The sequence below is a fragment of the Oceanobacillus caeni genome, from assembly GCF_019037185.1.
Lineage (GTDB): Bacteria > Bacillota > Bacilli > Bacillales > Amphibacillaceae > Oceanobacillus > Oceanobacillus caeni.
In genome coordinates this window covers 142,919-163,759 of sequence record NZ_JAHHXM010000002.1, presented here as the reverse complement: position 1 = coordinate 163,759, position 20,841 = coordinate 142,919, and the positions used below count along the sequence as shown (strand labels likewise).

Sequence of the window (20,841 nt, the reverse complement as noted above, 5' to 3'; positions counted from 1 at the left end):
TTTACGTTTAATTATTGAAATTGGCAATCTCTAAATATGTATCGTAAACAGTATAGGGGGATCTTTGGAAATAAAAGAAATAGATGCAATGAAGCATCTATTTCATATGAGGAGTTTTTAGTTAGTTGCTTGTTTAACACCTTGTTCTAAAGCCTGAACCATTTCTTGTTTATCTTCCGGACTGGATTGCTGCCAAATTAGTTCAAATAATACCCCTAGACCAGGTAGCATTTTTTCTTCGCCAGCTTGTATAGCGTCTACTATTGTTTCTTCTAATTGGTTTTGATCGTTATTAGAGAGATTGTGTAAAATTGCTTTACGAATATTTAGATCCATGGTGACAACTCCTTTGTTTTTTAACTATGGATAGTTTGACCAATGAATGCAATAATATGTATGATAATATGGAGAAAATCGATGAAGGATGAACGAAATGATTACTTCTGTAAAAAATGAGCAAGTTAAAGCATGGAAAAAATTACAAAAGCGAAAAGAACGGACCAATACTCAAACATTTCTTGTTGAAGGGTACCATTTATTACAAGAAGCGAAAAATAGTAATTGGGGTATAAAGGAAATTATCGTACAAGAAGGGGTAGAACTACCATCTTGGTGCGATGATTTTCACATTATTGAAGTAAGTAATAATGTATTCGAGCATATTTCTGAAACGAGAAGTCCACAAGGTATTGCAGCTATAATCGAAATGAAGAAAATGGAAGATGTTGTGGGAAAACATATCTTATTAATTGATTCGGTACAAGATCCTGGTAATTTAGGAACAATTATACGAACTGCAGATGCAGCTGGATTTGATGGGGTCATTCTTGGGAATGGTACGGTAGATTTATACAATGATAAAGTTATACGTGCAACGCAAGGATCTATTTTTCATATTCCGATATTCGAAAAGGATTTACAAAAAGTTATACCTGAATTAAAAGCAGATGGATTTTCCATATGGGCTACAGCATTAGAAGGGGCAACATTATACCATGAAGTGTCAATAGATACGAAAGTGGCTATTGTTCTAGGAAATGAAGGAGCAGGCGTTAATAAAGAAATCATTAATCAAGCAGATAAAATTGTAAAGATCCCCATATATGGACAAGCTGAATCTTTAAATGTCAGTATTGCTGCAGGGATTTTGATGTATTATGCAAAGGATAGTTGCAACAAGTGAAATAATTAACTATAATGTAATAAAATACGAAAAAATGAATGAAATATATGAACGCGTCGAAAGAGTTTGATAACATTCATGAGCGTTACAGGGAGGAAATGTCTAAGACTGTGAGCATTTCCATCGTATGGAATGTTGTCCCTTCACTCTGGAGCTGACACTTGGAGCTAAACAAAATAAAAGATGTGAGTACAAAATATTTTGTTTAAAGAAAGGTGTTCCGGATTTATCCGTTATCAAGTATTGAGTTGGGCACAATTAATGTGCCAACAAGGGTGGTACCGCGAATACAAGTCCTCGTCCCTTATTGGGAATGAGGGCTTTTTTTATTTTCATTCAAATGTAAAAAAAGGGAGGCTAAAATAATGAAAGATCAATTAGAAGCTATTCAAAAAGAAGCTTTGGAAAAAGTAACGCAAGCTGCAAATCTGAAAGAATTACAAGATATACGTGTAAGTTACTTAGGAAAAAAAGGATCCATTACAAAAGTGTTAAAAGGGATGGGAAAATTATCTAGCGAAGAACGTCCAATTATAGGCCAAATGGCTAATGCAGTCCGTGATGCGATTACAACTTCAATTGAAGAGAAAGCGACGAGTTTAGAGCAAGCAGCCTTAGAAAAAAGACTAGAAGAAGAATCTATTGATGTCACATTACCAGGAAGACCTGTTAATATTGGTGGACCCCATTTACTAACAAGTATTGTCGAAGAAATTGAAGATTTATTTATTGGAATGGGATATGAAGTGAAAGAAGGTCCAGAAGTAGAAACAGATTATTTTAACTTCGAAGCCCTAAACTTACCCAAAAACCATCCAGCCCGAGATATGCAGGATTCATTTTATATAACAAATGAACTATTGTTACGTACGCATACTTCTCCGGTTCAAGCACGTACAATGCAGGAGTATGAAGGGAATCAGCCAGTAAAAATGATTTGTCCTGGTAAAGTGTACCGTCGTGATACAGATGATGCTACACATTCTCATCAATTTACACAGATTGAAGGATTATATGTAGATAAAAATGTAAGGATGAGTGATTTAAAAGGTACCTTAGATAAATTTGCTAAAAAGATGTTTGGTGAGGAGCGCAAAATCCGTTTACGTCCGAGTTTTTTCCCATTTACAGAACCATCTGTTGAGATGGATATTTCTTGTAAAGTTTGTCATGGAGAAGGATGTAGTGTTTGTAAAGGAACTGGCTGGATTGAAATTCTTGGTGGCGGAATGGTTCATCCAAAAGTTTTATCCATGGCAGGCTATGATCCAAAAGTTTATTCCGGATTTGCATTTGGAATGGGACCGGAACGAATTGCTATGTTGAAATACGGTGTCAGCGACATTCGTGGTTTTTATACGAATGATGTTCGTTTCTTAAAACAATATCATAAGGCTTAAAGGAGGGACTCGTATGTTAGTTTCATTTAATTGGTTAAAAAATTACGTTGATTTAGGAGATATTACTCCAGAAGAACTTGCTGAAAAAATTACGAAATCTGGTATTGAAGTAGAAGGCGTTGAGTATTTTGCCGAAGAAAGTACGAATGTTGTTGTTGGATATGTTGTATCGTGCGAGAAACACCCTAACGCAGATAAATTAAATTTATGTCAAGTCGATGTTGGGGATGAAACTTTACAAATCGTGTGTGGCGCTCCAAACGTCGCCGAAGGACAAAAAGTAGCGGTGGCAAAACCAGGAGCAAAACTTCCGGGTGGATTTAAAATTAAGAAGGTAAAATTACGCGGTATCGAATCCAATGGAATGATTTGCTCATTACAGGAACTTGGGGTAGATGAAAAATATATCCCAACAGATATTACCGATGGGATCTTTGTATTCCCGGAAGATGCTGTAGTAGGTGAAAGTGTTGTTTCCCTTTTAAATTTAAATGATGCCATCTTAGACTTAGATGTTTTAGCAAACAGAGCGGATGCTTTAAGTATGCTAGGAGTGGCATATGATGTAGCTGCTATTCTTAATAAAGAAGTGAATCTCCCTGAAGAAGAATATTCTACTAGTGAAGGGAAAACGGAAGATTATATCGCTATTGAGGTAGAAGCACCGGAACTAAATCCATATTATGGTGCATTTATCATTCAGGATGTAGAAATAAAGCCATCTCCATTATGGATGCGAAACTATTTAATGGCCGTTGGTGTTCGTCCAATTAATAATGTTGTAGATATTACAAACTATGTATTAATGGAATACGGTCAACCTTTACATGCTTTTGATTATGATCGTTTTTCATCAGAGAAAATCGTAGTTCGCCGTGCTAATGAAGGGGAAACGATGGTTACTCTTGATGATCAAGAAAGAACGCTAACGACAGAACAGTTACTTATTACAAATGGAAAGGTACCAACTGCTTTGGCTGGAGTTATGGGTGGTGCTAACACAGAAGTAACATCAGAAACAAAAAATGTTTTACTTGAAGCGGCCTATTTCGATGGTGGATCGGTTCGCAAAACGGTTAAAGCGACTGGTTTACGAAGTGAATCCAGTACACGATTTGAAAAAGGCGTTGATCCAAATCGTGTGAAAAAAGCAGGTATGCGTGCAAGCTATCTTTTACAAAAATATGCAAATGGGAAAGTATTATCTGGTGTAGTTGAATTCGACGAGTTAGACAAGTCGGAAAAAGTAGTAACAATGGAGACTTCTGCTATCAATGCGAAATTAGGAACAGAAATTACTAGTGAAGAAATTGTGAATATTTTGAACAGATTACAATTCCCGTTCACACAAGATGGTGAGGCATTTACAATTCAAGTTCCGACTCGTCGCGGAGATGTTACAATATTTGAGGATATGTTAGAAGAAGTGGCAAGAATTTATGGATATGATAAGTTGCCATATACCTTACCAGAAGGTTCAAATCAAGCTGGACGTTTAACAGAAAAGCAATTATTAAAACGTAAAGTGAAACAATATATGCAATCAGCTGGTCTTTCAGAGATATTAACTTATTCGCTTACAAACGAGAAAAATATAAATCGACTAGTAAGTCCGGAAATATCGAAACAGAATCCAACTCCGATTAACCTTGCGATGCCTATGAGTGAAGACCACAAATATTTAAGATTAAGTATGTTACCTGAAATGTTAGGTACCTTAACATATAATTTGGCTAGAAATCAAAGTAATCTTGCTTATTACGAAATGGGATCTGTATTCATTTCTAATGAACAAAAGATTAGCAAACAGCCAAAAGAATTGTTAAGAATTGCAGGTGCGATAACCGGAAAATGGTTGGAGCAATCATGGCAACAAGAGGAAAAAGAAGTTGATTTCTTTGTTGTAAAAGGAATCTTGGAAGGTTTATCGGACTACTTAAAAGTATCAATAAGTTTCCATCAAGCGAAAGTTGACAATATGCATCCAGGTAGAACAGCGGTTGTCAAAATTCAAGATAAAACGATTGGGTTTGTTGGGCAGTTACACCCTAGTTTACAAAAAGAATTAGATTTAAAAGACACATACGTATTTGATTTAAATCTTGAAGAAATCCTTGATGCTTACGATGGTGAACCATCATTTGAAGAGATTTCGAAATATCCATCTGTTGCCAGAGACATTGCCTTCATTCTAGATAATGATGTTTTGGCAGGTGATGTTAAAACTGTAATAGAAGAAGTAGGTGCACCACTTGTCAAACAAGTAAGTATTTTTGACGTGTATGAAGGCGAAAATGTTCCAGATGGTAAGAAATCAGTTGCATATAGCTTGCTTTACCAAGATCCGCATAAAACATTGTTGGACGATGAAGTAGAAGCTTCATTTGAAAAAATTGTGGAAGCAGTAAATAATAAATTTAATTCTTATATACGTTCATAAAAGTTTGTACCGTTAACACATAGAATTTTCTGAAAGGAAGATTCTATGTGTTTTTTATGTGGATTCAAGTGCAACGATATACATGCAAGTCTAATAGCAAAACCGAGTTTTTTCTAATAAAATTTCATAGCAGTAAGAACCCAAATTATTATAGGTATGTTTGTCTTATAGAGAATAGAACCTATTAAACAAATTATATAGTAGTTGTAATGTATGAAATATACTCTTAAATGGAGTGTAACCGCACTAAGGTGTTAACCATGTTACGATTAGCTTGGCAGATAGGAAAGTTCAAACTTTCTTCCAGGGGCTTCATTACTCGCCCCACCGTAAAAGTCTGCAAAAGTGCAACAAAGGCTTTAATCAATTAAAAGGGGGACTACATAATGAAAAATTTAGTAGCCGTATTTTTGGGATTGATCTTGGCAAGCTTTGTGGGAATAACCGTAGCATCAGCACAACATGAAGTGCAAAAAGGGGATACACTTTGGGAAATTGCATTAGCACATAACACAACAGTAGAATCGTTAATGGAAGTGAATAACTTAAAAGGTACGTTAATCTATCCAAAACAAATTTTACAAACTGAAGGTGGCAAGGAAGTAAAACAGGAAAAACAACAAGGTCATCAAGAAGGTTATTATATTGTTAAAAAAGGGGATACATTAGGTAAGATTAGTGGAAATAACGGTTTAACCGTAACCCAACTAAAATCAATGAATAATCTATCATCTAACATGATTTATGCCGGTCAGAAACTAACTTTGAATGGTAATGTTCCAGCGGTAAACTCCAATCCTGCATCTGATGCTAAAGTAACTTCAATTGAGGTCAAGGAGGAAAAGGAAACTACACAAGAAAGTACTAATAATGATTCGACACCACAAGGGAAAACCATTTCCGTTGAAGCTACAGCATATACCGCTCATTGTACAGGATGTTCCGGTATAACAGCAACTGGTGTTGATTTAAGATCAAATCCAAATGCGAAAGTAATTGCTGTAGATCCAAATGTCATTCCTTTAGGAACTAAAGTACATGTGGAAGGATATGGTTATGCAACTGCTTCGGATACAGGTGGTGCAATTAATGGAAATAAGATTGATATCCATGTACCGACGAAAGAACAAGCAAATAATTGGGGCAGACGTACCGTTGAGGTAACTATCGTTGACTAGCTTTCTTTAAAATAAAAAGGTTGCTTATGCATGCATAAGCAACCTTTTTTTACATAATCAACTAATTTAAGTATTTTATTGCTTTTTTTGTGTTTGCAAAGTGTACTTTTGCCAACGAATCTAAGGCGTTTTCTCCCTTTGTTTTAATGATTTTTGCGATAACCTGATCTACTTTATTAGAAGCTCCTTTTGGTAATTCAATGCCAAATTCATTTGAAAGTTTTTCTATTTCCTTGACAAAACTAGTTCTAGCAACAATAGAACCTGCAGCCACAGCAATAGAGTAACTTTCTGCTTTTGTCATAAAATAGGTTTTTTCTTGTAATACTCGATTTTCTGATTTTAAATAATTGATATATACACCTGGTTCACAAAACTGATCAATTAATATACCTTCGTAAAATGCTTCTTTACCGATTTTTTTTCTCAAATGATTTATGGCTGCATGGTGTAACATTGCTTTCATTTTCCCCTGGGACCAACCTTTTCTTTGTAATCGGTTATATTTTTCATTATGTAAAATAACAAGCGAATACGGAATATTTAATTTCACAATTTCTTTAGATAAGTCCTTAATGATAGGGTCAGTTAAGTTTTTGGAGTCTCTAATTCCCAAATCCTTTAATAAATTGATTTGCTCTTTCTCTACATAGACCGCTCCCACTGTAATTGGTCCGAAATAATCTCCAGTACCAGCTTCATCAGAACCAATATGACTATTTGAAAATATTGTTGGCTCTGGTGAATAGGTATGTTTTTTGTTTGTTTTAGTTTTTATTAAGCTAGGTTGTGTCTTATTATTTACCCATTTATCAGCTTCCACTTCAGGAGATTTTCCTTGGAATAGTACTTTACCTGATTTATATGAGGTAATAACGGCACTGGAAGTCTTAGCTCGAAATACTGCTCCTTGCGGTGTAGAGGTAAGAGCATTCTGATAGTACTGTTTCATTTCTAGAATAATTTCTTTTGATAATTCAGTTACAATCTGTCCCAAGATATCTCTCCTTTAGAAATTTCCTTAACATAGGAATTTAATTAAACATTTAACAATATATATTGACTATAGCAAACTACGTAGGATAAGGAAAATCTTTTTAAAATAGCAGGTTCATGTTAATATTAGGTGTAGAATTCTTTGGCAGGGAGGCTTTTCTCGTGGCGGAAGTAAAAAAAGAACGTGTTACCGTGGAAATAAAAAATAGACCTTATACAGTAGTTGCAGATGAAGAATCCGCAAGTCATGTACGTTTAGTTGCAACTCTTGTTAATCAAAAAATGAAGGATTTGCAAAATGCTAATAGAAATCTTGATACAGAAAGTCTTGCTGTACTAACCGCTTTAAATACGATGAATGATTACTTAAAGTTAAAGGAAGATTATGCAAGATTGGTAGGTTCATTGAAAAGGAAAGAGGAATAGTAGAATATGTTTAATCTTGTATTATTATTGTTTTTAATGTTTGGCTTTTTTATGGGGCTTAAAAGAGGATTGATTTTACAAATATTACATTTAGTAGGATTTATCGTAGCTTTTGCCGTAGCAGCGATGTATTGTGATGATTTGGGGCCAAAACTAGCACTGTGGATACCGTACCCAGAATTACCTGAAAGTACTTGGGCTTCATTTCTTCAAACGTTACCATTGGAAAAAGGGTTTTATAATGCAGTAGCATTTGTACTTATTTTCATTGCTGTTAAAATTTTCATGCAGATTATAGCTTCTATGCTCGATTTTGTTGCCTCCATCCCTGTTATTAATTCTGTTAATAAATTGCTTGGTGCGGTTTTGGGATTTATAGAAGTATATTTGATTGCATTTATTATTTTATATATCTTAGCATTAACACCAGTAGAAACAGTGCAAGGATGGATAACTGGGTCACCAATTGCATTATTTATTGTTGAACAGACACCTTATTTCTCGGGTAAAATTTTAGATTTATGGTTCTCTTTTATGGAAGATAAGTAGAATTTGGACTTTATCCAGCAAATAAATTAAGACTGATTCATCTTATTAGTTATACAATTGTATCTCATGTACAATTGTATTAACATAAGAAGGATTAGTCTTTTAATTTTGTACAGTATATCATGAGCTACATGTAATTTTTCTAATGAAAAGGTGAAAATAACAATGGCAATAAATAAAAAAGATATTATAAAATTACTAGAGAAAATTGCAATATATTTAGAACTTAAGGGCGAGAATTCTTTTAAAATATCAGCCTATAGAAAAGCTGCTCAAGCTTTAGAAAAAGATGAACGATCGCTTGCTGAAATTGATGATTTCACAAAGATTAAGGGAATTGGTAAGGGGACCAATACCGTTATTTTGGAATATATAGAAAAAGGGTCATCAGAGACACTTAAACAACTTGAGCAAGAAGTTCCAAATGGTTTAATTCCATTACTGCAATTACCAGGATTAGGCGGTAAAAAGTTATCAAAGCTTTATCAGGAGCTAAACGTAACGGATGTAGAGTCATTAAGAGCGGCATGTGAGAATGGTAAGGTTGAAACTCTTCCTGGCTTCGGTAAAAAAACAGCGGAAAAAATTTTAGCAGCAATCGAGGAAGCGGGGACCCGTCCAGAACGGCTACCGATTGCTAATGTTATACCTATTGCAGAAAAAATAGAGACCTATATAAAATCGATGAAAGATGTTGAAAAGTTTTCATTGGCCGGAAGTTTAAGGCGAATGAAGGAGACGATAAAGGATATTGATTTTATTATTTCAACAAAAAATCCTGAGTCCATTAGAAATCAACTTTTGGACATGCCTGGTATAAAGGACGTTATTGCAAAAGGAGATACAAAGGTATCTGTTATCTATGATGATGTATATGATGTAAACGTGGATTTTCGAATCGTTACAGAAAAGGAATTTGCAACGACCTTACATCATTTTACTGGATCAAAAGACCATAATGTGGCTATGAGGCAATTAGCAAAGTCCCGTGGCGAGAAGATTAGCGAGTATGGTGTGGAAATCGAGGAGACAAAAGAAGTTCTAACTTTTAAAAGTGAGGAAGATTTTTTCCATCATTTTGGTTTAACGTATGTTCCTCCTGAGATACGTGAGAATACGGGGGAAGTTGAGTCTTTTGATAAAGCTTATCCCTTCTTAAAACTTGATGATATTAAAGGCGATTTACATATGCATACAACGTACAGTGATGGTGCACAATCATTGGAAGAAATGGTTAATCAAGTACGAAATAAAGGTTATTCCTATGTAGCGATTACAGATCATTCAAAGTATCTACGTGTTGCAAATGGATTAGACGAAAGTCGATTAAGAAAACAGAGGGAAGAAATTGATAAGTTAAATGAGAGATATGATGATATTCATATATTTGCTGGAGTGGAGATGGATATTTTACCGGATGGTAGTTTAGATTTTTCAGATGACTTCTTAACAGAAATGGATTTCGTTATTGGGGCGATTCATTCCAGTTTCAACCAATCTGAGGAGCAAATCATGGAAAGATTGTTTGCAGCATTGGAGAATCCGTACGTTTCATTAATTGCCCATCCCACCGGAAGACTAATTGGTAGACGGGATGGCTATCAAGTTGATGTAAATAAGTTAATTGAAAAAGCGAAAGAAACAAATACAGCTTTAGAAATTAATGCAAATCCAAACCGTTTAGATTTATCGGCTAAGTGGGCAAGGCAGGCCCAGGAGGCGGGAGTTCTTCTAGCTATAAATACTGATGCACACAGTTACCATATGCTTGAACATATGAAGTATGGCGTAGGAACAGCGAGAAAAGGTTGGGTTCGTAAAGATACTGTAATAAATACATGGGATAAAGATAAACTAATGAATTTTTTTAGCAGGAATAAGTAGAAATAAAAGGAGTTTAGAAGTATGAATGACCGTGTGCTTCAAATATTAGAATTTCCGAAAATTATTGAGCAATTAATCAATCAAGCAGCTACATCCATTGGTAAAGACTATGTTTCCAATATGAAACCTTCAACTGAAATAGAGAAAGTAAATCGAATGCAAGATGAAACGGATGAAGCAGCACAAATTATAAGACTAAATCAATCTATTCCTTTAGGCGGAATTACAGATATTCGAATGAGTCTCAAAAGAAGTGAAATAGGTGGTACTTTAACTACTGAAGAATGTTTAAACGTAGCAAATACCATTTATGGTGGAAGAAAAGTAAAGAATTTTATTGGAAGTCTAGAAGTTGATTTACCAATATTAAAAGAAATGGTAGACGAAATTATTTCTCTCCGGGAACTGGAACAAGAAATTAAAAATTGTATTGATGATCATGGCCATGTAATGGATAGTGCATCCCAGACGTTACGTGGTATACGTTCATCTATACGTTCATACGAGTCCAAAGTGAAAGAAAAATTAGAAGGTTATACAAGGTCAAATAGTAAAATGTTATCTGACTCCATCGTGACCATAAGAAATGATCGTTACGTTATACCGGTAAAACAAGAGTACCGTGCGTCTATTGGCGGAATTGTTCATGATCAATCATCGTCTGGTCAAACGTTATTTATGGAACCAAAAGCAGTAGTGGAATTAAATAATCACTTACAAGCTGCTTATATGAAAGAAAAACAAGAGATAGATCGGATTTTAAATGAATTAAGCGGATTAATTGCGGAACAGAGTGAATTTCTTCATCAGAATGTATCTATATTAGGCGAAATTGATTTTATTCATGCTAGAGCCTTATTAGGAAATCAAATGAAAGCTGCAAAACCAAAAATGAATAATCAAGGTATTATAAAAATGAAACAAGCACGTCACCCACTAATCCCTGTAGAAGAAGTTGTTCCAAACGATATTGAAATAGGCGAGTCTTATTCGTCTATTGTTATTACGGGGCCAAACACAGGTGGGAAGACAGTTACATTAAAAATGGTTGGATTATGTACATTAATGGCTCAGTCCGGATTACAAGTACCAGCATTAGACGGTTGTGAGTTAGCAGTCTTCCATGAGGTGTTTGCAGATATTGGAGATGAACAATCGATTGAACAGAACTTAAGTACTTTTTCATCTCACATGACAAATATTGTGGATATTATTAAAAATGTGGACCATCGTTCATTCGTATTATTTGATGAATTGGGTTCAGGAACAGATCCAGGTGAAGGTGCAGCACTGGCTATGGCAATATTAGATGAAGTTATTTCCAGAGGTGCTCAGGTTATTGCCACAACTCATTATCCGGAATTGAAGGCATATGGTTATAATCGTGAAAATGTAATTAATGCCTCTGTTGAATTTGATGTCGAAACATTACAACCGACGTATCGATTATTAATCGGCATTCCCGGGAGAAGTAATGCATTTGAAATATCAAGTCGGTTAGGGTTAGATCCCCAAATCATTGATAGAGCGAAAGGATTAGTTGGGGTAGATTCTAAAAATGTAGAAAATATGATTGCTTCATTAGAACAGTCTCAAATTTCAGCTGAAAAGGACTATGAAGAAGCGCACAAAGTATTATTAGAAAGCGAAAAAATCCACAATCAGCTGGAAAAAGAGTACAAACAGTTCCTGGATAAACGGGAACAACTATTTAAAAAAGCGGAAGAAAAAGCTGAAAAAGCTCTAACAAAAGCTCGTGAAGAAGCACAAATCATTGTAGATGAAATGAAAAATATGAAATCCAATGTGGAAATAAAAGAGCATGAGTGGATTGAAGCTAAAAAGATGTTGGAAGAAGCAAAACCGAATCTATTAAGAAAAAATGCTTCAACACAAAAGGTTTCTGCAAAAGAAACGAATGAACTTCACCCAGGAGATGAAGTCAAGTTGTTAACGGTAAATCAAAAGGGTGAAGTACTGGAAAAAGTTAGTGATAATGAATATTTAGTACAAGTCGGAATTATGAAAGTAAAGATGAAACGTAAAGACTTACAGTTATTAGGTAAACCTAAACAAAATGATGTAAAACCTGTTACAACGATTAAAGGTTCCAATTACCATGTTAAGACAGAATTAGATTTAAGGGGGGAGCGTTATGAAGATGCTCTACTTAAATTGGAAAAATATATAGATGACAGCCTGTTAGCTGGTTATCCGAGAGTGTCTATAATTCATGGAAAAGGAACAGGGGCTTTACGAAAAGGTGTACAGGACTTTGTGAAAAACCATCCGAATATTGCTTCATCAAGACCTGGTGCAAATGGTGAAGGTGGAAGTGGAGTTACTGTAATAGAGTTTCGTTAGTTTTAACTTAAAAGTAGCCATGCCCCGACAAGTGACGGAACATAGTCGAATCGGACTTTTGAACAACCTCTCTAAGGGTTTCAATTGCACCTGGCTACTTTTTCTTTATAAATATTCACATAAGAAGTTATTTTAAAAACATGGTATGATAGGCTTGGAATAAGGACGAAAGGGGCTTTTTCATGGAAATGTTTTGGGAAAATATTGTAGTGATAACTGCTGCAAGATATAGTGTTGTTGTACTATGTACCATGATTTTCCTAGCAATTTTTGAATTGGTTACTTCATATAAAAATTGGCAAGAAATTAAAAATGGAAATTTTGCTGTCGCAATGGCAACAGGAGGAAAGCTTTTTGGAATAGCTACTATTTTTCGTTATTCCATTGAACATAACGATACGATTCTGCAAAGTATAGGTTGGGGAGCTTTTGGATTTCTTTTATTACTCCTTGGTTATTTTATCTTTGAGTTTCTTACACCAACTATAAAAGTAGATGAAGAAATAGGTAAAGGGAATCAAGCAGTTGGATTTATATCTATGATGATATCCATTGGATTATCATTTGTTATAGGTGCAAATATTCGTTGACATAGAAGAGAGGTGGAAAATGGATGGTATTTGAAAGATTAGCTAAAATATTAATAGTTGTAGCTGCTATTTTCATGATTTGCGGAGTTGTTTATTTTCTTTAAAAATATTCAAAAAATAGCATTTAATTTGTATAATGGTCATAATAAGTAAAAAGGAGGTATGTAAGTGGATTATAAAAAGTGGCATGATCATTATCCAAGTGAAATACCAATAAGCTTATCTTATGATGAAAAACCGCTACACATGTTCTTACGGGAAAGTGCTGAACGGTACAGTGGGGATATAGCGCTTCACTTTATGGGAAAAGAAATGACATTCACCGAACTTTATTTACAATCAAAAAAAATGGCCAGTTATCTTCAATCACTAGATTTAGTGAAAGGGGATAAAGTAGCTATTATGCTTCCAAACACCCCGCAATCTGTAATTAGCTATTACGCTACACTTATGGCAGGTGGTATTGTTGTTCAAACGAATCCTTTGTACACGGAAAGAGAACTTGAGTATCAATTAGTAGATTCAGAAGCCAAATTTATTGTTTGTTTAGATATCTTATTGCCGAAAGTAAAAAATGTACGTGACAGAACAAATCTTCAACACGCTATTGTTACTAGAATTAAAGATTACCTTCCCTTTCCCAAAAATCTGATTTACCCATTTATACAAAAACGTGAATATAACATAGTTGTTAATGTTGAACAAACTCATGATACCCACGTATGGAGAGATATGTTAGACATGGCAAGTAGTGAGTATCTAGAGGTGGAAATAAATCCAAAAGAAGACTTAGCCCTTCTTCAGTATACCGGCGGAACTACTGGTAATCCAAAAGGTGTGATGCTCACTCATTATAATTTAGTTGCAAATGTTCAAATGTGTAATGCATGGCTATACAAATCAAAGAATAAGCGTCAAACAGTATTAGCGGTGTTACCGTTTTTTCATGTGTACGGAATGACAACTGTAATGAATTTTGCAGTGATGCAAGGATCTAAAATGATTTTAATGCCAAAGTTTAATCCAGATGACATTTTGAAGGCGATATCAAAACAAAGGCCTACTTTATTTCCTGGTGCGCCGACAATTTATATTGCGCTATTAAACCATCCTAATCTTAATGAGTATGATTTATCTTCTATAGAGGCTTGTTTAAGTGGATCTGCTGCTCTCCCTATAGAAGTACAAGAGAAATTTGAAAAGATAACTGGTGGAAGACTTGTTGAAGGGTATGGATTGACGGAATCTTCTCCTGTTACTCACGCTAATTTTATTTGGGGAAAACGAGTAAATGGAAGTATAGGTGTACCATGGCCAGATACAGATGCGAAAGTGTTTCGTGTAGATTCCGATTTAGAAGAAGTAGATTTGGGCGAAATTGGTGAAATTGCTGTAAAAGGTCCTCAGATTATGCAAGGTTATTGGAATAATCCAGAGGAGACAGAGAAAGTATTGAAAGATGGTTGGTTGTTAACTGGTGATTTAGGGTATATGGATGAAGATGGTTATTTCTATATCGTAGATCGGAAAAAGGATATGATAATTGCAAGTGGTTATAATATTTATCCGAGGGAAGTAGAAGAAGTTCTCTATGAGCATGAAGCGGTTCAAGAAGCAGTTGTAGCCGGTGTTCCCGACTCCTACCGAGGTGAAACCGTAAAAGCGTATATTGTATTAAAGAAAGGGTACCAAATTACAAAAGAAGAATTAGATAAATTTATGAAGGAAAATCTGGCAGTCTATAAAGTTCCTAAAATATACGAGTTTCTAGATGAATTACCGAAAACAGCTGTAGGAAAGATTTTAAGAAGAAAATTGGTGGAGGACGATAAAGAAAAAGAGAAAGTATAATTTTGTATTTCTTTTTTTACAGGTTAATAGGACACGCTATGGCATTGACTTTTTTTATTATTTTTATTACCATGGAGATATGAATGAGTATTCATTCATTATATTCTTAGCAGATTAGTAAGCATAAATTTTCTTATCCTGTTAAGCACAGTTAAGGTATTCTCCAGTCTAAAATACGAATGCCAAGTTTCCTAAGGAGTAAAATATGAAAAATAATCGACCAAAGTATTATCAAATTATAGATGCCGCAGTTAAAGTTTTTGCAGAAAATGGATTCCATGGTTCCCAAGTTTCTAAAATCGCAAAAGCAGCTGGTGTAGCTGATGGAACCATTTATCTTTATTTTAAAAATAAAGAAGATATATTAATTACTATGTTTAAAGAAAAAATGGGTCAGTTTATTGATAGAACCGTTCATCAAATTAATCAAAAAAAGAATGCAAATGAAAAATTATTGACATTAATCGAAATGCATTTTACTCAACTTTCAGAAGACCGTAATTTGGCGATAGTAACACAATTGGAATTAAGACAATCCAATTATGAATTACGTTATGAAATAAATAGTGTACTAAAACCTTATTTAACAGTAATTGATAATATTCTTATGGAAGGAATAAATGATAAATTATTTCGGGATAATTTAAAAATACCTTTAGTAAGGCAGATGATATTTGGAACGCTTGATGAAATTGTTACAAATTGGGTCATGAAAGATTGCAAGTACGATTTAACCGCCGAGGTTGAGCAAGTTCACCAATTGTTAATTGGAGGAATTTGTCGAATAGATAAAATAGTTTAAAATTTTGATAAATTAGTTTACAATGAAAAAAGGGGAGGAAACTTATGGGGAAAATTCAGTTTGAAATCAATAAAAATATTGCAAATCTGACCATTCAAAGCCCGCCGGCAAATGCATTATCTAGTAGTCTACTATCTGAATTAGAAGGAAAGCTCAATAAAATTGAAGAAGAACCATCTGTAAAAGCAGTAGTTATTAAAGGAGATGGAAGGTTCTTCTCTGCTGGAGCGGATATTAAAGAATTTACTTCTATGCAGAACTCTAGCGATAGCCGAACCTTTTCAAATAAAGGACAAGAGCTATTTAACCGGATAGAAAATTTCTCTATTCCAGTTATTGCAGCTATTCATGGCGGTGCCTTTGGTGGCGGATTGGAATTGGCGATGGCTTGTCATATTCGAATCGTCACTGAAAATTCTAAACTGGGATTACCTGAAATAACTTTAGGTATAATCCCGGGGTATGCAGGAACCCAACGTTTACCAAGGTATGTTGGTAACGCCAAAGCTTATGAAATGATGCTTACAGGTGAACCTATTTCAGGAACAGATGCTTTTGCATTTGGTCTAGCTAATAAGGTGGTGAAAGAAGAGGAATTGATTTCAGAGGCAACTAAATTGGCGGAAAAAATTGTATCCATGAGTAAACCTGTTATTAATCAAATTATGCATCTAGTTAATTTTTCTAAATCTGATTTATTTGAAAAAGGGGTACAAGAAGAGGCGATTGCATTCAGTAAGGTATTTACGAATGCCGATGCTAGAGAAGGAGTTCAAGCCTTTATAGAAAAACGTAAACCTAATTTCCAAGATAAATAGAAGGATAAGAAGATAAAGGAGGAATATTAAATGAACATTTATGTATTGTTAAAAAGAACATTTGATACAGAAGAAAAGATTGTAGTATCAAATGGTGTAATTGAAGAAGATGGTGCAGAATTCATTATTAATCCATACGACGAATACGCAGTCGAAGAAGCGATTAAACAACGTGATGAGCATGGCGGTGAAGTAACCGTTGTCACAATCGGAGATGAGGAATCTGAAAAACAATTACGGACGGCATTAGCAATGGGTGCAGATAAAGCTGTTCTAATTAATACGGAAGAAGACCTTGAAGAAGGAGATCAATTTACAACAGCAAAAATTTTGGAAGCGTTTTTCGAAGATAAAGAAGTGGATTTAATCCTCGCAGGTAACGTTGCCATTGATGAAGCTAGTGGACAAGTTGGACCACGAGTTGCTGAACTACTTGGAATACCATACGTTACAACGATTACAAAGCTTTCTATTGATGGTAAGACGGTAAATATTGAAAAAGATGTAGAAGGTGACGTCGAAGTAATTGAAAGTTCTTTACCACTTCTTGTTACCTGTCAACAAGGTTTAAATGAACCACGTTATCCTTCCCTACCAGGAATTATGAAAGCGAAAAAGAAACCACTCGAAGAATTGGAATTAGATGATTTAGACATTGATGAGGACGATGTTGAAGCTAAAACAAAAACGATTGATATTTTCTTGCCGGCTGAAAAAGAAGCAGGAAAAGTTTTAGAAGGTGAATTAGAGGATCAGGTGAAAGAACTAGTTTCACTGCTTAAAAATGAAGCGAAAGTACTATAAATAGGTGATAAAAGAAGGGAGAGGTAGACATGAGTGAGAAAATTTTAGTTATTGCAGAAACAAAAGAAGGGGAAATTCGTAATGTATCATTTGAGGCTATAGCGGCTGCGAAAAAAATAAAACCAGATGGTGAAGTTATTGGTTTAGTATGTGCGGATGATGATTTGGAAAATTTGGCACAAGAGCTTATTTACTATGGTGCAGACCGTGCGATAACTGTTAAAAATGATAATTTGAAATCATATACCTCTGAAGCATTTGGGCAAGCGGTATTAGCTGTAGTGAAACAAGAATCTCCAGATGCAATTATCATGGGCCATACATCAATCGGAAAAGATCTTTCTCCGAAGCTAGCAAGTAAACTAGAATCTGGTTTGATTTCGGATGCAATTGATATTGAAACAGACGGTGATCAACCAGTATTTATTAGACCAATTTATTCTGGAAAAGCTTTTGAGAAAAAAGTGATTACATCTGGAATACCTTTCATTACAATTAGACCAAACAACATTGCCGCATTAGATCGTGATGATTCTCGTTCAGGAAACATTAATAATGTGGATGTTGATATCAAAGATTTACGCACAATTGTAAAAGAAGTGGTTCGTAAAACTTCGGAAGGTGTAGACTTATCAGAAGCAAAGGTAATTGTAGCTGGTGGTCGTGGAGTTAAAAGTGCAGATGGATTTAAACCATTATATGAACTTGCAGAAGTTCTTGGTGCAGTGGTTGGGGCTTCACGCGGAGCATGTGATGCGGACTATTGCGATTATTCACTGCAAATTGGGCAAACCGGTAAAGTAGTTACTCCGGATTTATATATTGCAGTTGGAATATCTGGAGCAATCCAACACCTTGCAGGAATGTCTAATTCTAAGGTTATCGTAGCCATTAATAAAGATCCTGAGGCTAATATTTTTAATATCGCGGACTATGGAATCGTTGGTGACTTATTCGAAGTTATTCCAATGTTAATAGAAGAATTCAAGAAAGTAGCAGTAAGTTAACTATACCTTTGATGATGGGTCTACTTCATTTATAGAAGAGGGCCCATTTATTCTGAATAAGCAAAGTATTAGGAAGTACAATATTAACAATGGTATACTCAACCTACGTGGTTAAAGTCATAAAAAGGAGGAATTAAGATGGCTATTGAAAATGTTACAGATAAAGATTTTGCTGAACAAACTTCAAAAGGTTTAGTTTTAGCTGACTTTTGGGCTCCATGGTGCGGTCCTTGTAAAATGATTGCTCCAGTCCTAGAAGAAATTGATGGAGAAATGAGCGAAAAAGTTCAAATTGTTAAATTAGACGTAGATGAAAATCAAGAAACAGCTAGCAAATTTGGTGTAATGAGTATTCCTACTTTATTATTATTTAAAGATGGAAACGTAGTTGACCAAGTAATTGGTTACCAACCAAAAGAGGCATTAGTTGATTTAATAAATAAGCATGCTTAATGAATAACCACGATTCAATCCCTTGTTACACGAAGTAACAAGGGATTTTCTCAGCGGACAGGTATGTTAAATTCTTTTTTCCACATAAGTGCAACGAAAGTGAATCGCCAAAAAGCTTGGCAAACCCCAAGTTTTCTAAGATAATGTTCTCGTAGAATATTTCTAAATATAAAAGGATTGTAAACATATGAATAGAACGATAAGTGAAAAATTAGCGGTATTACCGGCTAAGCCCGGCTGTTATTTGATGAGGGATAGGCATGGAACTGTTATTTATGTTGGAAAATCCAAAACATTAAGAAATAGGGTTCGTTCCTACTTTACAGGGGCACATGACCAAAAAACACAACGATTAGTACAAGAGATTGTTGACTTTGAATATGTTGTTACGTCTTCAGAGATGGAAGCATTAATTTTGGAAATGAACTTAATAAAAAAATACGATCCAAGATATAATATAATGCTGAAGGACGATAAGTCTTATCCATATTTAAAAATAACCTCGGAAAGACATCCTCGACTTTTAATTACACGGAAATTAAAAAAAGATAAAGGAAAATATTTTGGCCCATATCCAAACGTTATTGCAGCTAAGGAAACTAAAAAATTATTAGACCGATTATACCCGCTACGTAAATGTAATAATCCATCCGGACGTCCTTGCTTATATTATCATATGAATCAGTGCCGAGCATGTGGGGACAATCCACTTTCTACTGAAGAATATCAAGCTATTATTCAGGAAATAACTTCTTTTCTTCAAGGTGGATTTAAAGATATCAAACAGAATTTGAAAGAAAAAATGTTAGAAGCGAGTGAACAACTTAATTTTGAGCGGGCAAAGGAATATAGAGATCAAATTCAGCATATTGAGTCGGTTATGGAACAGCAAAAAATGACCCTTAACGATAATGTGAATCGTGATATTTTTGGGTATAGTTATGATAAAAGTTGGATGTGTGTTCAAGTATTTTTTGTAAGACAAGGAAAGCTAATCGAAAGGGATGTTTCGTTATTCCCGTTTTTCGATACTCCTGAGGAAACTTTTTTAAGCTTCATTGGAAGGTTCTATTTACACGAACAACATATTAAACCAAAGCAAATACTGGTGCCTATCGGAACAGACACAGACATCTTAAAGGAATTACTAGAAGTAGAGGTCCATACTCCGTATAGAGGGAAGAAGAAAGAACTGGTAGAGCTAGCTTCTGAAAATGCAAAAATTGCTTTAAAAGAGAAATTTTCATTAATCGAAAGAGACGAGGAACGGACTATACTTGCTGTTGAAAAATTAGGAGAAGAGCTAAATATAGCAACTCCACATCGCATTGAGGCTTTTGATAATTCAAATATTCAAGGTACAAGCCCGGTATCAGCCATGATTGTATTTGTTGATGGAAAACCAAGTAAAAAAGACTATCGAAAATACAAAATTAAAGATGTGAAAGGTCCGGATGATTACGAGACAATGCGTGAAGTCATACGCAGGAGATATACTCGAGTATTAAAAGAAGATTTGCCACTACCAGATTTGATTGTTATAGATGGCGGTAAAGGCCAAATGAGTGCGGCGCTTGATGTGTTAGAAAATGAATTAGGTCTAGATATACCTTTATGTGGATTAGCTAAAGATGATCGGCACAGAACGAGTGAATTATTGTATGGGGATCCTCCAGAAGTAGTCTCTTTATCAAGGAAGTCCCAAGAGTTTTATCTTGTACAACGAATACAAGATGAGGTCCATCGTTTTGCGATATCGTTTCACCGACAATTACGTGGAAAAAGCTTATTTCAATCTGAGTTAGATAATATTCCTGGAGTCGGAGAAAAACGAAGAAAGTTATTACTTCAACATTTTAAATCAATAGATGAAATAAAGAGATCGGATTTGAAAGAAATTACAAAACTAGGGATACCTAGTAATACTGCAAAAGAAATTATTAATTTTTTAAATAAAAGTAAAGAGGAGGAGCGATAGTTTTAAATACTAACTACCCTCCTTTTTATTTGTCTAGAAAATCATAAAATTTATATGGCTGTGAATAACTTAGATACAGAAATAGCCACGTCCGGCTCCAGCGCCCAGCGACTAGCGA

The 20,841-nt window shown here is 34.8% G+C and carries 18 protein-coding genes; 16 read left to right on the top strand and 2 right to left on the bottom strand.

Translation table 11 applies throughout. The features are described 5' to 3' along the window. Nucleotides 1–117: 117 nt before the first annotated feature. The gene (sspI, locus tag KM885_RS02215; RefSeq protein WP_047185355.1) at nucleotides 118–336 is read right to left on the bottom strand and encodes a small acid-soluble spore protein SspI; all 219 of its coding nucleotides are present in this window, start codon (nucleotides 334–336) and stop codon (nucleotides 118–120) included. 97 nt (nucleotides 337–433) lie between these two features. Between sspI and KM885_RS02210 the strand changes: the two genes are divergently transcribed. The 4 genes from KM885_RS02210 (at nucleotide 434) to KM885_RS02195 (ending at nucleotide 6,201) form a co-directional block, all read left to right on the top strand. Next, nucleotides 434–1,183, top strand: a complete 750-nt coding sequence (locus tag KM885_RS02210) for a TrmH family RNA methyltransferase (protein WP_047185354.1) — start codon at nucleotides 434–436, stop codon at nucleotides 1,181–1,183. Between the two features lie 365 nt (nucleotides 1,184–1,548). After that, entirely contained in the window at nucleotides 1,549–2,583 is a 1,035-nt protein-coding gene (gene pheS, locus KM885_RS02205; RefSeq protein WP_047185353.1) for a phenylalanine--tRNA ligase subunit alpha, read from the top strand. 13 nt (nucleotides 2,584–2,596) lie between these two features. Further along, the gene (gene pheT / locus KM885_RS02200) at nucleotides 2,597–5,023 is read left to right on the top strand and encodes a phenylalanine--tRNA ligase subunit beta (protein ID WP_047185352.1); all 2,427 of its coding nucleotides are present in this window, start codon (nucleotides 2,597–2,599) and stop codon (nucleotides 5,021–5,023) included. A 386-nt stretch (nucleotides 5,024–5,409) separates the two neighbouring features. After that, nucleotides 5,410–6,201: a LysM peptidoglycan-binding and 3D domain-containing protein gene (locus KM885_RS02195; protein WP_047185351.1), complete on the top strand. Its 792-nt coding sequence runs from the start codon at nucleotides 5,410–5,412 to the stop codon at nucleotides 6,199–6,201. Nucleotides 6,202–6,262: 61 nt separating this feature from the next. Here KM885_RS02195 and rnhC read toward each other — a convergent pair whose 3' ends face one another. After that, nucleotides 6,263–7,198, bottom strand: coding sequence for a ribonuclease HIII (rnhC, locus tag KM885_RS02190; protein ID WP_084823993.1), 936 nt, complete (start codon nucleotides 7,196–7,198; stop codon nucleotides 6,263–6,265). Nucleotides 7,199–7,314: 116 nt separating this feature from the next. Between rnhC and zapA the strand changes: the two genes are divergently transcribed. From zapA to uvrC, 12 genes are all read left to right on the top strand, one after another. Then, nucleotides 7,315–7,623: a cell division protein ZapA gene (zapA, locus tag KM885_RS02185; RefSeq protein WP_244986880.1), complete on the top strand. Its 309-nt coding sequence runs from the start codon at nucleotides 7,315–7,317 to the stop codon at nucleotides 7,621–7,623. Nucleotides 7,624–7,629: 6 nt separating this feature from the next. Further along, entirely contained in the window at nucleotides 7,630–8,172 is a 543-nt protein-coding gene (locus KM885_RS02180; protein ID WP_047183678.1) for a CvpA family protein, read from the top strand. Nucleotides 8,173–8,337: 165 nt separating this feature from the next. Then, nucleotides 8,338–10,056 (top strand): DNA polymerase/3'-5' exonuclease PolX, encoded by a 1,719-nt coding sequence (gene polX, locus KM885_RS02175; RefSeq protein WP_216883483.1) that lies wholly within the window; start codon nucleotides 8,338–8,340, stop codon nucleotides 10,054–10,056. A gap of 21 nt (nucleotides 10,057–10,077) precedes the next feature. Beyond that, a complete protein-coding gene (locus KM885_RS02170; protein WP_047183680.1) occupies nucleotides 10,078–12,420 on the top strand; it encodes an endonuclease MutS2 in 2,343 nt (780 codons plus the stop codon). Nucleotides 12,421–12,602: 182 nt separating this feature from the next. Then, nucleotides 12,603–13,010 carry a DUF350 domain-containing protein gene (locus KM885_RS02165; RefSeq protein ID WP_047183681.1) on the top strand — a complete coding sequence of 136 codons (408 nt, stop codon included), beginning with the start codon at nucleotides 12,603–12,605 and terminating at the stop codon, nucleotides 13,008–13,010. A gap of 168 nt (nucleotides 13,011–13,178) precedes the next feature. Further along, nucleotides 13,179–14,861 (top strand): long-chain-fatty-acid--CoA ligase, encoded by a 1,683-nt coding sequence (locus tag KM885_RS02160; protein ID WP_047183682.1) that lies wholly within the window; start codon nucleotides 13,179–13,181, stop codon nucleotides 14,859–14,861. A gap of 205 nt (nucleotides 14,862–15,066) precedes the next feature. Next, the gene (locus KM885_RS02155) at nucleotides 15,067–15,663 is read left to right on the top strand and encodes a TetR/AcrR family transcriptional regulator (protein ID WP_047183683.1); all 597 of its coding nucleotides are present in this window, start codon (nucleotides 15,067–15,069) and stop codon (nucleotides 15,661–15,663) included. A 44-nt stretch (nucleotides 15,664–15,707) separates the two neighbouring features. Further along, nucleotides 15,708–16,481 carry an enoyl-CoA hydratase gene (locus KM885_RS02150; protein WP_047183684.1) on the top strand — a complete coding sequence of 258 codons (774 nt, stop codon included), beginning with the start codon at nucleotides 15,708–15,710 and terminating at the stop codon, nucleotides 16,479–16,481. 30 nt (nucleotides 16,482–16,511) lie between these two features. Next, nucleotides 16,512–17,285, top strand: a complete 774-nt coding sequence (locus tag KM885_RS02145; RefSeq protein WP_047183685.1) for an electron transfer flavoprotein subunit beta/FixA family protein — start codon at nucleotides 16,512–16,514, stop codon at nucleotides 17,283–17,285. Between the two features lie 29 nt (nucleotides 17,286–17,314). After that, a complete protein-coding gene (locus tag KM885_RS02140) occupies nucleotides 17,315–18,292 on the top strand; it encodes an electron transfer flavoprotein subunit alpha/FixB family protein (RefSeq protein WP_047183686.1) in 978 nt (325 codons plus the stop codon). Nucleotides 18,293–18,430: 138 nt separating this feature from the next. After that, nucleotides 18,431–18,745, top strand: coding sequence for a thioredoxin (trxA, locus tag KM885_RS02135; protein ID WP_047183687.1), 315 nt, complete (start codon nucleotides 18,431–18,433; stop codon nucleotides 18,743–18,745). A 187-nt stretch (nucleotides 18,746–18,932) separates the two neighbouring features. Continuing rightward, nucleotides 18,933–20,723 carry an excinuclease ABC subunit UvrC gene (gene uvrC / locus KM885_RS02130; RefSeq protein ID WP_204797695.1) on the top strand — a complete coding sequence of 597 codons (1,791 nt, stop codon included), beginning with the start codon at nucleotides 18,933–18,935 and terminating at the stop codon, nucleotides 20,721–20,723. The last annotated feature ends 118 nt before the right edge of the window (nucleotides 20,724–20,841 follow it).

Bases quoted from the DNA above. Each gene is read 5' to 3' on its own strand.
- polX (WP_216883483.1), top strand. From the start codon at position 8,338: ATGGCAATAAATAAAAAAGATATTATAAAATTACTAGAGAAAATTGCA.
- zapA (WP_244986880.1), top strand. From the start codon at position 7,315: ATGTTAATATTAGGTGTAGAATTCTTTGGCAGGGAGGCTTTTCTCGTG.
- KM885_RS02155 (WP_047183683.1), top strand. From the start codon at position 15,067: ATGAAAAATAATCGACCAAAGTATTATCAAATTATAGATGCCGCAGTT.
- KM885_RS02150 (WP_047183684.1), top strand. From the start codon at position 15,708: ATGGGGAAAATTCAGTTTGAAATCAATAAAAATATTGCAAATCTGACC.
- sspI (WP_047185355.1), bottom strand. From the start codon at position 336: ATGGATCTAAATATTCGTAAAGCAATTTTACACAATCTCTCTAATAAC.
- pheT (WP_047185352.1), top strand. From the start codon at position 2,597: ATGTTAGTTTCATTTAATTGGTTAAAAAATTACGTTGATTTAGGAGAT.
- KM885_RS02165 (WP_047183681.1), top strand. From the start codon at position 12,603: ATGGAAATGTTTTGGGAAAATATTGTAGTGATAACTGCTGCAAGATAT.
- pheS (WP_047185353.1), top strand. From the start codon at position 1,549: ATGAAAGATCAATTAGAAGCTATTCAAAAAGAAGCTTTGGAAAAAGTA.
- KM885_RS02170 (WP_047183680.1), top strand. From the start codon at position 10,078: ATGAATGACCGTGTGCTTCAAATATTAGAATTTCCGAAAATTATTGAG.
- trxA (WP_047183687.1), top strand. From the start codon at position 18,431: ATGGCTATTGAAAATGTTACAGATAAAGATTTTGCTGAACAAACTTCA.
- KM885_RS02140 (WP_047183686.1), top strand. From the start codon at position 17,315: ATGAGTGAGAAAATTTTAGTTATTGCAGAAACAAAAGAAGGGGAAATT.
- KM885_RS02195 (WP_047185351.1), top strand. From the start codon at position 5,410: ATGAAAAATTTAGTAGCCGTATTTTTGGGATTGATCTTGGCAAGCTTT.
- KM885_RS02210 (WP_047185354.1), top strand. From the start codon at position 434: ATGATTACTTCTGTAAAAAATGAGCAAGTTAAAGCATGGAAAAAATTA.
- uvrC (WP_204797695.1), top strand. From the start codon at position 18,933: ATGAATAGAACGATAAGTGAAAAATTAGCGGTATTACCGGCTAAGCCC.
- KM885_RS02180 (WP_047183678.1), top strand. From the start codon at position 7,630: ATGTTTAATCTTGTATTATTATTGTTTTTAATGTTTGGCTTTTTTATG.
- KM885_RS02145 (WP_047183685.1), top strand. From the start codon at position 16,512: ATGAACATTTATGTATTGTTAAAAAGAACATTTGATACAGAAGAAAAG.